Below are 13,303 nucleotides of genomic sequence, written 5' to 3'. Positions count from 1 at the left end.
ACACCTCATCGCCACCTGGACCGGCACCTGCCCCACCTGCCGACAGACCGTCCCATGGCAGCCCTACGACACCACCTAACAAAGCACTACTAGAACCTGTCTGACAATTCTCGCCGGGTCCGGCCCGCCCACTCCGGCGCCAGCACCGACATCACCGTCGCGTCCACCCGCTCCCCCTCCCACAGCAGCGCCCCGCGCAGCACGCCCTCCGCCGTGAAGCCGGCCTTCTCGTAGGCGCGGCGGGCGCGCGGGTTGAACGCGTACACCTCCAGCCACACCCGGTACAGCCCCAGCCCCTCGAAGGCGTGCCCGACGATCAGCCCGGTCGCCTCCGTCCCGAGCCCCCGCCCGACAGCGGCCGGCACGAAGGCGATCCGGAAGGCGCAGCTCTCGTTGTCGGCGTCCCACTCGTTGAGCACGGCCTCCCCGACGACCCGCCCCGTCGCCCGCTCCACCACGGCGAGATCCAGTCGGTCGTCGGTCCCGCCCCGCGAGCCGTACCACTCCCGCAGCGCGGCCTCGTCGAAGCGAGCGTGGCTGCCGGTCAGCCGGGCGACCTCCGCGTCCCCGAACATCGACGACAGCGCGGGCACGTCGTCCTCCGTGACGGGACGGAGCGTGACGAGGTCACCGGTCAGCGTGGGTTTGCGCGAGAAGTCGGCCATCCGGCGATTCTCCAGCGGGGGCGACCGGCTGTCGTGGCCTTTTCCCTGGGCAGGGAGGGAGCGCACCGGGCGGGACCAGGCGGTGCCGGCTGTCGCCCGGTCTACGCCCCCGGGCCCTTCGGGGAGGACCGGCCCACCACGACCCCCGCGCGGTCGATGGCGATGACGTCGACCGTCACCGGGGCGCCGCGCAGGACGGTGAGGGCCTCGTCGCGGGCGCGGGCGGCGACGGCGTCGCCCAGGGGGACGGCGGCCGCCTCGCAGAGGCGGAGGGCGGCCAGGCCGGTGTTGGCGGCGGTGATCTCCGCCGAGAGGGCGTCGGACGCGCCGGCCGTGCGGGCCAGTTCGGCGAGGAAGTCCTTGTCGACCTGGGAGCGGGCCGAGTGGAGGTCCAGGTGGCCGGCGGCGAGCTTGGAGAGCTTGGCGAAGCCGCCGCAGATCGTCAGGCGGTCGACCGGGTGGCGGCGGACGTACTTGAGGACCGCGCCCGCGAAGTCGCCCATGTCGAGGAGGGCGATCTCCGGGAGGTCGTAGAGCCCGGTGACCGTGCGCTCGGAGGTGGAGCCCGTACAGCCGGCGACGTGGGTGAGGCCGCCGGCGCGGGCCACGTCCACGCCCCGGCGGATGGAGTCGATCCAGGCCGAGCAGGAGTACGGGACGACGACGCCGGTCGTGCCGAGGATCGACAGGCCGCCGAGGATGCCGATGCGGAGGTTCCAGGTGGAGCGGGCGATCTCGGCGCCGTGGTCGACGGAGATCGTGATCTCGACGTCCCCGGGGGCGCCGTGCGCCGCCGCGACCTCCGCCACGTGCTCGCTCATCAGCCGGCGCGGCACCGGGTTGATCGCCGGCTCCCCGACCTCCAGCGGCAGACCGGGGAGGGTGACCGTGCCGACGCCCTCGCCCGCGCGGAAGACGACGCCGGAGCCGGGCGGCAGGAGGCGTACCGTCGAGCGGATCACCGCGCCGTGCGTGACGTCCGGGTCGTCGCCCGCGTCCTTCACCACGCCGGCCATGGCCGAGTCCCCGGCCAGCGCTTCCGCCGTCAGGGCGAAGGACGGCGTCTGGCCCTTGGGCAGGGTGATCGTCACCGGGTCCGGGAAGTCGCCGGTGAGCAGCGCGGTGTACGCGGCGGTCGTCGCGGCCGTCGCACAGGCACCGGTCGTCCAGCCGGGCCGCAGACCGGTGTGCTTGAGTTGGGCCTCGCGCCCGCCGGTACTCACGAAGAGGCTCCTATGCACGTGCTCATTCTCGGAGGGACGACCGAGGCCCGCGCCCTGGCCGGGCTGCTGCACCCGGGGACGAGGGTGACCAGCTCCCTCGCCGGGCGGGTGGCGGAGCCCCGGCTGCCGGCCGGCGAGGTCCGGATCGGCGGGTTCGGCGGGCCGGACGGGCTCGCGGCGTGGGTGCGGGAGCACGCCGTGGACGCGGTCATCGACGCCACCCATCCCTTCGCCGAGCGGATCAGCTTCAACGCGGCCCGGGCGGCCGCCACCGCCCATGTTCCCCTGCTGGCGCTGCGCCGGCCCGGCTGGGTCCCGGGGCCGGGCGACGACTGGCGTGACGTGGGATCCCTGGAGGAGGCGGCCCGGGCTCTGGACGGCTTCGGGCGGGTGTTCCTCACCACCGGCAGGCTGGGGCTCGCCGTCTTCGCGGAGCGCCCGGAGTGGTTCCTGGTGCGGTCGGTGGACGCGCCCGACGCGCCGATGCCGGCACGGACCGAAGTCCTCCTCGACCGGGGGCCGTTCACCCTCGACGGCGAGCGCGGACTGATCGCCCGCCACCGGATCGACGTCCTGGTGACGAAGGACTCCGGCGGCGCCGCGACCGCCCCGAAGCTCACCGCCGCCCGCGAGGCGGGCGTCCCGGTGGTGGTCGTCCGCCGGCCGCCCGTCCCGGAGGGCGTGGTCACGGTGGCCTCCCCCCAGGAGGCGGCGGCCTGGGTGGCCGAGCGGCACGGCGGCTAGCCTCCGCCGCGACAGACCTCCCCGCCCGGCGTTCAATGGGAGGCATGGCTACCGTTCGCTGGCTTGTCGCGGCGGGGCTGGCGGCGCTCCTCGGAGCCACCGCGCCGACCCCGGGCCCGACTCCCACGCCTCCGCCGAACCAGCCCCCGCCCGAGCTCGACACCGCCGACGTGCGCCGGGCCGTGGACCGCCTCGACGGGGTGGTCGAGGCGGCGATGGAGCGCACCGGGGTGCCGGGCGTCGCCGTCGCCGTCGTCCACGACGGGAAGGTGCTGCACCTGAAGGGGTACGGGGTGCGGAAGGCGGGCGAGAGCGCCGCCGTCGACGCCGACACCGTCTTCCAGCTGGCCTCCGTCTCGAAGCCGATCGCCTCCACGGTCGTCGCCGGAGCCGTCGGCGTCGAGGGCTGGTCGCGGCCGGTCGCGCCGCACGTGCCGGGCTTCCGCCTCAAGGACCCGTGGGTCACCGGGCACGTGACCGTCGCGGACCTCTTCTCACACCGCAGCGGGCTGCCGGACCACGCCGGCGACCTGCTCGAAGACCTCGGCTACGACCGCGAGTACATCCTCTCCCACCTGCGGTACGAGCCCCTGGCACCGTTCCGCGCGAGCTACGCGTACACCAACTTCGGCCTGACGGCGGCCGCGCAGGCCGTCGCCGACGAGAAGGGCGTGCCGTGGGAGAAGCTCGCCGAGGACGTCCTCTACGAACCGGCCGGCATGGACGCGACCAGCTCCCGCTTCGAGGACTTCGAGCAGGCGGAGGACCGGGCCTGGGGCCATGTGAAGGACGGTGACGCGTGGAAGGCGGAGTTCGTCCGTGACCCGGACGCGCAGTCCCCGGCCGGCGGGGTCAGCTCCACCGCCCGCGACATGGCGGTCTGGCTGCGCCTCCAGCTCGCGAACGGCGAGCTCGACGGCGAGCGGATCGTCGCCGCCGACGCCCTGGAGCGCACCCACTGGCCCGAGGCGGTCTCGAACCCGCCGAGCGCCCCGGCCGCCCGCACCGGCTTCTACGGCCTGGGCTGGAACGTGAGCTACGACGACGCCGGACGGCTCCGGCTCTCCCACACGGGCGCCTTCGCGGAGGGCGCGCACACCAACGTGACGATGCTGCCCGGCGAGCAGCTCGGCATCGTCGTCCTCACCAACACCTCCCCGGTCGGCGTCGCCGACGCCGTCGCGCTCGACTTCTTCGACATCGCGGAGACCGGGAAGGTCAGCCGGGACTGGATCCCGCTGGTCGACGCGATCTACCAGCAGCAGGAGGACGAGGGCCGCTCGGACACCGACTACGCCCGCCCGCCGTCCGGCGCCGCGCCCGCGCGGGACGCGGACGCCTACACGGGCACCTACCGCAGCGACTACTACGGCCGCGCGCGGGTGGTGGAGGAGGACGGCGGCCTGGTCCTCCGGCTGGGGCCGGAGCCCCAGTCGTACCGCCTCACCCACTACGACGGCGACGTCTTCAGCTTCGAGACCCGCGGTGAGAACGCCGTCGGCCGCACCGGCGTCACCTTCGCCGAGGACGGGAAGTCCTTCACCGTCGAGTACCTGGACGGCGAGGGACTCGGCACCTTCACCCGCGAGTAGACCCGCGAGGAGACCCAGGGGTGGCGCCTTCACCCGCGAGGAGACCCGCGGGTGGCGCCTTCACCCGGGGGCGGCGTCGCCCGTCAGCCGTGCCGTCGGCCCGTCGGCCGTACCGCCGCCCCGTCAGCCGTACCGGCGCGGTGTCCAGGCGATCGTGCGTCCGTCGCCGCGTTCGACCGCCCTCGTCTGCGAGGAGCCGATGAGCAGCAGGGTCCGCATGTCGACCTCGGAGGGTTCCAGGGTCTTCAGGGTGACCACGCGCACCGACTGCTCGGGGCCGCCGACGTCGCGGGCGACGACGACCGGGGTGTCGGGGGAGCGGAGCTCCAGGAGGAGGTCGCGGGCGGCGGCCACCTGGTGGGTGCGGGAGCGGGAGCCGGGGTTGTACAGGGCGAGGACGAGGTCGGCCTCGGCGGCGGCGCGGAGGCGGGCCGCGATCACCTCCCAGGGCTTGAGCCGGTCGGAGAGCGAGATCGTCGCGTAGTCGTGGCCGAGGGGCGCGCCGGCCGCCGCGGCGGCGGCGTTGGCGGCGGTCACCCCGGGGAGGACCCGTACGGAGACGTCCGCGTACTGCGGCTCGCAGGCGACCTCCAGGACGGCGGTGGCCATGGCGAAGACGCCCGGGTCGCCGCCGGAGACGACCGCGACCTTGTGGCCGCGCCGGGCCAGGTCGAGGGCGAACTCGGCCCGCTCGGACTCGACCTTGTTGTCGGAGCCGTGCCGGATCTGGCCGGGGCGGAGCACCGGGACCCGGTCGAGGTAGGTGGTGTAGCCGACGAGCACGTCGGCGTTGACGAGCGCGCCGCGCGACTCGGGGGTCAGCCAGGGCGCGCCGGCCGGTCCGGTGCCGACGACGGTGACCTCGCCCCGCTCGCGGACCGGGTTCTCGCGGTCGATACGGGAGGGGAGGACGGCGACGGAGAAGTAGGGGACGGACTCCGGGGCGACGTCGGCGAGGCGCTCGGTCCGCTCGCCCGCCATGAAGGCCCGCTCCACGTACCGGGCGTCGTCCAGCCGGCCCGCCCGCTCCAGGGCGCGCCGCACGGCGGGGAAGGTGCGGCCGAGCTTCATGACGACGGCCGAGTCGGTGCCGGCGAGCCGGGCCGTCAGCTCGTCCTCGGGGAGGGTGCCGGGGACGATCGTCAGGACCTCCTCGGCTTCGCACAGCGGCTCGCCGAGGCGGGCGGCGGCGGCGCTGACGGAGGTGACGCCGGGGATGACGGTGGTGTCGTAGCGGTGCGCGAGCCGCTTGTGCATGTGCTGGTAGGAGCCGTAGAAGAGCGGGTCGCCCTCGGCGAGGACGGCGACCGTGCGGCCCGCGTCGAGGTGGGCGGCGAGCCGGGCCGCGGCCTCCTCGTAGAAGTCGTCGAGGGCGCCCCGGTAGCCGCCGGGGTGGTCGGTGGTCTCGACGGTGAGCGGGTACATCAGCCGCTCCTCGACGTGGTCCTCGCGCAGGTGGGGCGCGGCGATGGAGCGCGCTATCGAGCGCCCGTGCCGGGCCGAGTGGTAGGCGACGACGTCTGCCCCGGCGATGGCCTTCACGGCGGCGAGGGTGAGGAGGTCCGGGTCGCCGGGGCCGAGGCCGACCCCGTACAGCTTGCCCTTCACGTGGTCCTTCCCCTGGCCCTTCACATCGGTCACTGCTGGATCTCCGGTTCGTGCGCGAGGGCGTTGAGGGCGGCGGCGGTGATGGCGCTGCCGCCGCGCCGGCCGCGGACCACGAGGTGGTCGAGGCCGAGGTCGTTGGCGGCGAGGGCGTCCTTGGACTCGGCGGCGCCGATGAAGCCGACGGGGATGCCGATGACGGCGGCGGGCTTCGGCGCGCCCTTCGCGATCATCTCCAGGAGGTGGAAGAGGGCGGTGGGGGCGTTGCCGATGGCGACGACGGAGCCTTCGAGGCGGTCCCGCCAGAGTTCGAGGGCGGCGGCGGAGCGGGTGGTGCCCAGCTCGGCGGCGAGCGCGGGGACGGCCGGGTCGGAGAGCGCGCAGAGCACCTCGTTGTCGGCGGGCAGCCGCTTGCGGGTGACGCCGGAGGCGACCATCTGGGCGTCGCAGAGGATGGGGGCGCCGGCCTGGAGGGCGGCGCGGGCGCGGGAGACGACCGCGGGGGAGTACGCGATGTCCCGGACGAGGTCGGTCATGCCGCAGGCGTGGATCATGCGGACGACGACCGTGGCGACGTCGGCGGGCAGGGCGGCGAGGTCCGCCTCGGCGCGGATCGTGGCGAAGGAACGGCGGTAGATCTCGGCGCCGTCTTTCTCGTACTCGTACATCCTCAGCTCTCCATCGATCGGGTACGGGCCGCCGCGACGGCCTGGGCCAGGGCGGTACGGGGGACGGGCGCGCCGTCCAGCAGATAGGTGTCGGAGTCCCGGGCCGTGACCTCGATCCGCGGGCCGTGCGGGTGTCCGCAGCGGCGCTCGCAGCCGGAGTAGTGCACGGGCAGCGGCCCGCCGGGCGCGCGCGCCGCGTCCGCCCGCACGTCGGCGAGGGACTTGGCGCAGCCGGGCGTCCCGGTGCAGGCGGTGACGCCGGTGCCCGGGTCGGCGGGGTCGGTGATCAGGCCGAGGGCGGCGAGCGCGGCGAGCCGGCCGGATCCCGCCTCCGGGGCGGCCAGGACCACGACGACGCCGCGCCACGGGGTGAGCCGCACCTCGTCCGCGCCCTCGCCGAGCGCCCGCAGTGCGTCGGCGGTCAGCCGGCCGAGGGGGGCGAGGACGTGCAGGGCGCGGTCACCGAGCGGGCCGGGGGCGGGCGGCGGCGCCGACGGGGGAACGAAGAGGGGTACGGGCTCCGCGGTGATCCCCGCGCGGGCCAGGGCGCCGGCCCAGTCCGGGAGGTGCCCGGGCGGGAGCTCGCGCGGGCGCCACGCGCCGGTGCCGGCCGCTTCGGCGGCGTCGAGGAAGGCGAGGGCGCAGGCGAGCGCGGCGGGCACGGCGTCGGCGGCGGTCAGCCGGAAGGCGCGGGAGCCGGCCGCGAGGAGCGCGGCGCCGCCCGGGCCTGCGACCAAGGTCACATCGCCGCCGAGGCCGGTGACGTCGCCGCGTCCGTCGTCGAGGACGAGGAGGAAGCGGCCGGAGAGGGCCGCCGCGCGGGGCTCCGCGCAGAGCGCCGCGTCCAGGTCCCGGGCCCACAACTGCACGTCGGCGTGGCCGAGTCCGTCGAGTCCCGAGGCCGGGGAGGCGACGATGTTCCGGACCCGCTCGTGGGTGGGGGAGGGCAGCAGTCCCGCGTCGTCGAGGAGCGCGGCGAGCCGGCCGCCGCAGCCCTCGGCCAGCCCGCGCAGCTCGGCGTTGCCGCGCGAGGTGACGGAGAGGCTGCCGTCGCCGAGCTCCTCGGCCGCGTCGGCCAGGATCGAGAGCTGATGCCTCGTCAAACGTCCTGCGGGGAGTCGGAGTCGGGCGAGGAAACCGTCGGCGGCGGCGTGCAGCCGGAGCGCCCCCGGGCACGCGTCGCCTCGGTCCCGTATGCGAGGTTCGCCCGCTTCGGGCGGGCTGGGCGGGGTCGGCGGCATGGCGGCGAGCATACCCACGGGAAACCGGGCGGCCACCGAGTGTGATCCGGCCGACTCCCCGGCCCTCTCCGGCCCGCCGACCTCACGATCTACTATGCAGAGCGGCATGGGGTCCCAGGACCCCGGGGAGGAAGCCCGGTGAGAATCCGGCGCGGTCCCGCCACTGTGAGCCCGAGCCGGCGACGGCCCGGGTGAGTCAGGAACTCCCCCGCCGTCCATACGACCACCCGGGGCGCGGACAACCCCGAGGAAGGCCTGAGCTCGCCATGCTCCTGCTGCTGTCGCACTCCGACACCGACCTGCTCAGCGCCCGAGCGGCGAACGCCGCCGCGCCCGAGGGCCCGGTCGCGTACCGCTTCGCCAACCCCTCCCGGCTCCCGCTCGGCGACCTCCCCGGTCTCCTCGACGGCGCCGAGCTCGTCGTCGTCCGCCTCCTCGGCGGCGTCCGCTCCTGGCAGGAGGGCCTCGACGCCGTCCTCGCCACCGGAAAGCCGGTCGTCGTCCTCAGCGGCGAACAGGCCCCCGACGCCCAGCTGATGGCCGCCTCCACCGTGCCGATCGGCGTCGCCACCGAGGCGCACGCCTACCTCGCCCACGGCGGCCCCGCCAATCTGGAGCAGCTGGCCCGCTTCCTCTCCGACACCGTGCTCCTCACCGGCCACGGCTTCGAGTCCCCGGCCGCCGCCCCCACCTGGGGCCCGCTGGAGCGCGCCGCGAAGGACGCGCCCGGCCCGACGATCGCCGTGCTCTACTACCGCGCCCACCACATGAGCGGCAACACCGCCTTCGTCGGCGCCCTCTGCGACGCGATAGAGGACGCCGGGGCCCGCCCCCTCCCGCTGTACGTGGCCTCCCTGCGCGCCCCCGAGGAGGAGCTGCTCGCCGTCCTGCGCGGTGCCGACGCCGTCGTCACCACCGTCCTCGCCGCCGGCGGCACCAAGCCGGCCGCCGCCCAGGCCGGCGGCGACGAGGAGGCCTGGGACGCGGGCGCGCTCGCCTCGCTCGACGTGCCGGTGCTCCAGGCGCTCTGCCTCACCGGCTCCCGCGCCGCCTGGGAGGAGAACGACGAGGGCCTGTCGCCGCTGGACTCGGCCAGCCAGGTCGCCGTCCCCGAGTTCGACGGCCGCCTCATCACCGTCCCCTTCTCCTTCAAGGAGATCGACGCCGACGGCCTGCCCGCCTACGTCGCCGACGCCGAGCGGGCCGCCCGCGTGGCCGGCATCGCCGTCCGCCACGCCCGCCTGCGGCACATCCCGAACGCCGAGAAGAAGCTGGCGCTCGTCCTCTCCGCGTACCCCACCAAGCACTCCCGCATCGGCAACGCCGTCGGCCTCGACACCCCCGCCTCCGCCGTCGCCCTGCTGCGCCGGCTGATCGCCGAGGGGTACGACTTCGGCCCCGAGGCCGACCTGCCCGGCCTCGTCTCCGGCGACGGCGACGAGCTGATCTACGCCCTGATCGAGGCCGGCGGCCACGACCAGGAGTGGCTCACCGAGGAGCAGCTGGCGAGGAACCCGGTCCGCATCCCGGCCGCGGACTACCGGCGCTGGTACGCCGAACTCCCGGCCGAGCTGCGCGAGCAGGTCGAGGAGCACTGGGGCCCGGCCCCCGGCGAGATGTTCCTCGACCGCTCCCGTAACCCGGAGGGCGACATCGTCCTCGCCGCCCTGCGCCGCGGGAACCTGCTCGTCCTCATCCAGCCGCCGCGCGGCTTCGGCGAGAACCCGATCGCGATCTACCACGACCCGGACCTCCCGCCGTCGCACCACTACCTCGCCGCCTACCGCTGGATCGCGGCCCGCGCCGAGGACGGCGGCTTCGGCGCCGACGCCATGGTCCACCTCGGCAAGCACGGCAACCTGGAGTGGCTGCCCGGCAAGAACGCCGGCCTCTCCGCCGCCTGCGGCCCCGACGCGGCCCTCGGCGACCTGCCGCTCGTCTACCCCTTCCTCGTCAACGACCCGGGCGAGGGCACCCAGGCCAAGCGGCGCGTCCACGCCACCCTCGTCGACCACCTCGTCCCGCCGATGGCCCGCGCCGACTCGTACGGCGACATCGCGCGCCTGGAGCAGCTGCTCGACGAGTACGCGCAGATCTCCTCCATGGACCCGGCGAAGCTGCCCGCGATCCGCGCCCAGATCTGGACCCTGATCCAGGCCGCCAAGCTCGACCACGACCTCGGCATGGCGGAGCGGCCCGACGACGACGGCTTCGACGACTTCCTGCTGCACGTCGACGGCTGGCTGTGCGAGGTCAAGGACGCCCAGATCCGCGACGGCCTGCACGTCCTCGGCGGCGCCCCGGAGGGCGAGGCCCGGGTCAACCTGGTCCTCTCCATCCTCCGCGCCCGCCAGATCTGGGGCGGCACGCAGGCCCTGCCCGGTCTGCGCGAGGCCCTCGGCCTGGACGAGTCCGCCGCGACCCGCACCGGCGCCGACGAGGCGGAGGCCAAGGCCCGCGCGCTGGTCGAGGCGATGGAGGCCGCCGGCTGGTCGGCGGACGCGGTCGCGGAGGTCGCCGCCGCGTACGGCCAGGAGGTCCGGGACGTGCTGCGCTTCGCCTGTGAGCAGGTCGTGCCGCGCCTCGCCGCCACCACCGACGAACTGGGCCACGCCGTGCACGCCCTGAACGGCGGCTTCGTCCCGGCCGGCCCGTCCGGCTCCCCGCTGCGCGGCCTGGTCAACGTGCTGCCGACCGGCCGGAACTTCTACTCCGTCGACCCGAAGGCCGTGCCGTCCCGGCTCGCCTGGGAGACCGGCCAGGCGCTCGCCGACTCCCTCCTGGAGCGGTACCGCACCGACAACGGCGAGTGGCCCACCTCGGTCGGCCTCTCCCTGTGGGGCACCAGCGCCATGCGCACCGCCGGCGACGACGTCGCCGAGGCGCTGGCCCTGCTCGGCGTCCGCCCGCTGTGGGACGAGGCGTCCCGCCGCGTCAACGGCCTGGAGCCCATCCCCCTGGAGGAGCTGGGCCGCCCGCGCATCGACGTCACCCTGCGCATCTCCGGCTTCTTCCGGGACGCCTTCCCGCACGTCATCGGCCTCCTCGACGACGCCGTCCGGCTGGTCGCGGGCCTCGACGAGCCCGCCGAGTCCAACCACGTCCACGCCCACGCCCAGGCCGACCTCGCCGAGCACGGCGACGAACGCCGGGCCACCACCCGCATCTTCGGCTCCCGGCCCGGCACCTACGGCGCCGGCATCCTCCAGCTGATCGACTCGCGGGACTGGCGCACCGACGCCGACCTCGCCGAGGTCTACACGGTGTGGGGCGGGTACGCCTACGGCCGGGGGCTCGAGGGCCGCCCGGCGCGCGACGAGATGGAGACCGCGTACAAGCGGATCGCGGTGGCGGCGAAGAACACCGACACCCGCGAGCACGACATCGCCGACTCGGACGACTACTTCCAGTACCACGGCGGCATGGTCGCGACCGTCCGCGCGCTGCGCGGCACCGCCCCCGAGGCGTACATCGGCGACTCGACCCGCCCGGAGACCGTCCGCACCCGGACCCTGGTGGAGGAGACCTCCCGGGTCTTCCGCGCCCGGGTGGTCAACCCGCGCTGGATCGAGGCGATGCGCCGCCACGGCTACAAGGGCGCCTTCGAGCTGGCCGCGACCGTCGACTACCTCTTCGGCTACGACGCCACGACCGGCGTCGTCGCCGACTGGATGTACGACAGGCTCACCCAGGAGTACGTCCTCGACGAGACGAACCAGGCCTTCCTGAAGGAGGCCAACCCCTGGGCCCTGCACGGCATCGCGGAACGCCTCCTGGAGGCCGAGTCGCGCGGCATGTGGGAGAAGCCGGACCCGGAGACCCTGGCCGCCCTGCGCCAGGTGTTCCTGGAGACGGAGGGCGACCTCGAAGGAACCGAGGGCGAGGACTAGATCCTGGCCAGGGCCCGGGCCGGGGCCAGTTCGAGGCGCCGGCCCGCGAAGCCCCGCCGGAGCCTGCGGTCGTGACTGACGATCACCAGCGTGCCCCGGTAGCCGGCGAGCGCGGCCTCGATCTCCTCCACGAGACCCGGGGCCAGGTGGTTGGTCGGCTCGTCGAGGAGGATCAGGTCCGCCGGCGCCGTCACGAGCCGGGCCAGCTCCAGCTTGCGGCGCTGGCCCACCGACAGCAGGCGCACCGGGGTGCTCAGGTCCCGTGCGGCGAAGAGCCCCAGGGAGAGCAGCTCGTCCTCGCGGCCCTCGCCGAAGGCCTCGCCGACCGTACGGGGGTCGGTGGGCGACGCCGTGTCCTGCCGGAGCAGCCCGGTCCGGCGCGGCGCCCGCACGGTGCCCGCGTCCGGGGCGAGTTCACCCGCCAGGACCCTGAGGAGGGTCGTCTTCCCCGCGCCGTTGGGCCCGGTGACGAGCAGCCGCTCGCCCGGCTCCAGGCGCAGGGTGACCGGCGCGAGGCGCCCCTCGACCCCGGCCCCGGTCAGCTCCACGGCCGCGCCCTCGCCCGCCTCCGCCAGGTCCGCGCGGAAGCGCAGCGGCTCGGGCGGCGGCGGCACCGGGTGCTCGGTGAGCCGGGCCAGCCGCTCGCGCGCGGCGCGGATCCTGCTCATCGCCCCGTGCGCCCGTGACCGGGCCCGGAAGGCACCGGCGCCGCTGAAGGCGGCGGGGGCCTTGCGCGGGATGGCCGAGAAGCGGTCGATGTTGCTGTCCGCGAGGGTCCGGTGGCGGGCCAGCTCGTCCTTCCACTCCTCGTGCTCCCTGACCCGGCGGGCCCGCTCGGCGGCGCGCCCGGCGAGGTAGCCGGCGTAGCCGTCGCCGTAGCGGCGCAGTGTGTGCCGGTCCTCGTCGACCTCCAGGACGGAGGTGGCGACCCGGTCGAGGAAGACGCGGTCGTGGGAGACGGCCACGACGGTGCCCCGGTGGCCGCGGAGCCGCTCCTCCAGCCAGGCCACGGCCTCGTCGTCGAGGTCGTTGGTCGGCTCGTCGAGCAGCAGCAGTTCGGGGTCGGCGGCGAGGACTCCGGCCAGCGCGAGCCGGGCCCGCTGCCCGCCGGAGAGCGTGCCCAGCGGCCGGCCCCGGTCGAGCGGCGCGGTCTCGCCGAGCCGGCGGAGCACGGTCGCCACGCGGCGCTCGGCCCCGGCGCCGCCGCGCGCCTCGTGGGCCGCGAGCAGGGCGGCGTACCGGTCGAGGCCGGCCGGGGTGAGGGCGGCCTCCGCCTCCCGGATCTCCCGCTCCAGCTCCCGGATCTCCGCCAGCGCGTGGTCGACGGCGTCGCCGACGGTCGCGGTCGCGGGGAGGTCGAGGGTCTGGGCGAGATGACCGAGGCCGCCGGGGGCGTCGACGGCCACGGTGCCGTTGTCGGCGCTCTCCAGGCCGGCGAGGAGCCGGAGCAGGGTGGACTTCCCGGAGCCGTTGTCACCGACGACGCCGAGGCGCTCGCCGGGACGGACGGTGAGGGAGACGCGGTCGAGGACGGTCCGGTGGTGGACGTACCGGTCGTCGTGGCGCTTGGTGACCTCGGTGAGTTGTGCACGGAACAAGGGCGGTCTCCTGACCGTGGGGGACGTCGGCACGATCGGCGAGACGTTCCGTCTCGCGCTCTCGATGGTCCGACCGT

Annotated in this window: 9 protein-coding genes and 1 riboswitch; of the genes, 3 read left to right on the top strand and 6 right to left on the bottom strand. The window is 75.3% G+C overall.

Going from position 1 to position 13,303, the window contains the following annotated elements; translation table 11 throughout:
* Positions 1–89: 89 nt before the first annotated feature.
* Positions 90–665 (bottom strand): GNAT family N-acetyltransferase, encoded by a 576-nt coding sequence (locus ACF1BN_RS23835; RefSeq protein WP_392333608.1) that lies wholly within the window; start codon positions 663–665, stop codon positions 90–92.
* A 101-nt stretch (positions 666–766) separates the two neighbouring features.
* Complete coding sequence (locus tag ACF1BN_RS23830; RefSeq protein ID WP_392333607.1) at positions 767–1,888, bottom strand: cobalt-precorrin-5B (C(1))-methyltransferase; 1,122 nt, start codon at positions 1,886–1,888, stop codon at positions 767–769.
* A 12-nt stretch (positions 1,889–1,900) separates the two neighbouring features.
* On the opposite strand from ACF1BN_RS23830, the gene ACF1BN_RS23825 reads away from it, so the two are divergent.
* On the top strand, positions 1,901–2,632 hold the full coding sequence (locus tag ACF1BN_RS23825; protein ID WP_392333606.1) for a cobalt-precorrin-6A reductase: 732 nt from the start codon (positions 1,901–1,903) through the stop codon (positions 2,630–2,632).
* 44 nt (positions 2,633–2,676) lie between these two features.
* Positions 2,677–4,224: a serine hydrolase gene (locus tag ACF1BN_RS23820; protein WP_392333605.1), complete on the top strand. Its 1,548-nt coding sequence runs from the start codon at positions 2,677–2,679 to the stop codon at positions 4,222–4,224.
* Between the two features lie 123 nt (positions 4,225–4,347).
* On the opposite strand, the gene ACF1BN_RS23815 is transcribed toward ACF1BN_RS23820, so the two are convergent.
* Genes ACF1BN_RS23815 through ACF1BN_RS23805 form a run of 3 tightly spaced genes read right to left on the bottom strand, consistent with a single transcriptional unit; the run spans position 4,348 to position 7,750 of the window.
* Positions 4,348–5,832 (bottom strand): precorrin-2 C(20)-methyltransferase, encoded by a 1,485-nt coding sequence (locus ACF1BN_RS23815; RefSeq protein WP_392333616.1) that lies wholly within the window; start codon positions 5,830–5,832, stop codon positions 4,348–4,350.
* Between the two features lie 29 nt (positions 5,833–5,861).
* Positions 5,862–6,497 carry a precorrin-8X methylmutase gene (locus tag ACF1BN_RS23810; RefSeq protein WP_392333604.1) on the bottom strand — a complete coding sequence of 212 codons (636 nt, stop codon included), beginning with the start codon at positions 6,495–6,497 and terminating at the stop codon, positions 5,862–5,864.
* A 2-nt stretch (positions 6,498–6,499) separates the two neighbouring features.
* Positions 6,500–7,750, bottom strand: coding sequence for a cobalamin biosynthesis protein CobG (locus ACF1BN_RS23805; RefSeq protein ID WP_392333615.1), 1,251 nt, complete (start codon positions 7,748–7,750; stop codon positions 6,500–6,502).
* A 79-nt stretch (positions 7,751–7,829) separates the two neighbouring features.
* Positions 7,830–7,965, top strand: a riboswitch (cobalamin riboswitch).
* A gap of 39 nt (positions 7,966–8,004) precedes the next feature.
* On the opposite strand from ACF1BN_RS23805, the gene cobN reads away from it, so the two are divergent.
* Positions 8,005–11,628 (top strand): cobaltochelatase subunit CobN, encoded by a 3,624-nt coding sequence (cobN, locus tag ACF1BN_RS23800; protein ID WP_392333603.1) that lies wholly within the window; start codon positions 8,005–8,007, stop codon positions 11,626–11,628.
* Here cobN and ACF1BN_RS23795 read toward each other — a convergent pair.
* Positions 11,625–13,226 carry an ABC-F family ATP-binding cassette domain-containing protein gene (locus ACF1BN_RS23795; RefSeq protein ID WP_392333602.1) on the bottom strand — a complete coding sequence of 534 codons (1,602 nt, stop codon included), beginning with the start codon at positions 13,224–13,226 and terminating at the stop codon, positions 11,625–11,627. The two genes, cobN and ACF1BN_RS23795, sit on opposite strands and share 4 nt — an antisense overlap.
* Positions 13,227–13,303 lie beyond the last annotated feature (77 nt).

The organism is Streptomyces sp. NPDC014861 (genome assembly GCF_043081625.1).
Taxonomy (GTDB): domain Bacteria; phylum Actinomycetota; class Actinomycetes; order Streptomycetales; family Streptomycetaceae; genus Streptomyces.
The sequence above is the reverse complement of the archived record's forward strand: the minus strand, read 5'-3'. Positions and strand labels throughout refer to the sequence as shown.

Coding starts and splice junctions, on each gene's coding strand:
- ACF1BN_RS23835 (WP_392333608.1), bottom strand. CDS start 665: ATGGCCGACTTCTCGCGCAAACCCACGCTGACCGGTGACCTCGTCACG.
- ACF1BN_RS23825 (WP_392333606.1), top strand. CDS start 1,901: ATGCACGTGCTCATTCTCGGAGGGACGACCGAGGCCCGCGCCCTGGCC.
- ACF1BN_RS23820 (WP_392333605.1), top strand. CDS start 2,677: ATGGCTACCGTTCGCTGGCTTGTCGCGGCGGGGCTGGCGGCGCTCCTC.
- ACF1BN_RS23810 (WP_392333604.1), bottom strand. CDS start 6,497: ATGTACGAGTACGAGAAAGACGGCGCCGAGATCTACCGCCGTTCCTTC.
- ACF1BN_RS23805 (WP_392333615.1), bottom strand. CDS start 7,750: ATGCTCGCCGCCATGCCGCCGACCCCGCCCAGCCCGCCCGAAGCGGGC.
- cobN (WP_392333603.1), top strand. CDS start 8,005: ATGCTCCTGCTGCTGTCGCACTCCGACACCGACCTGCTCAGCGCCCGA.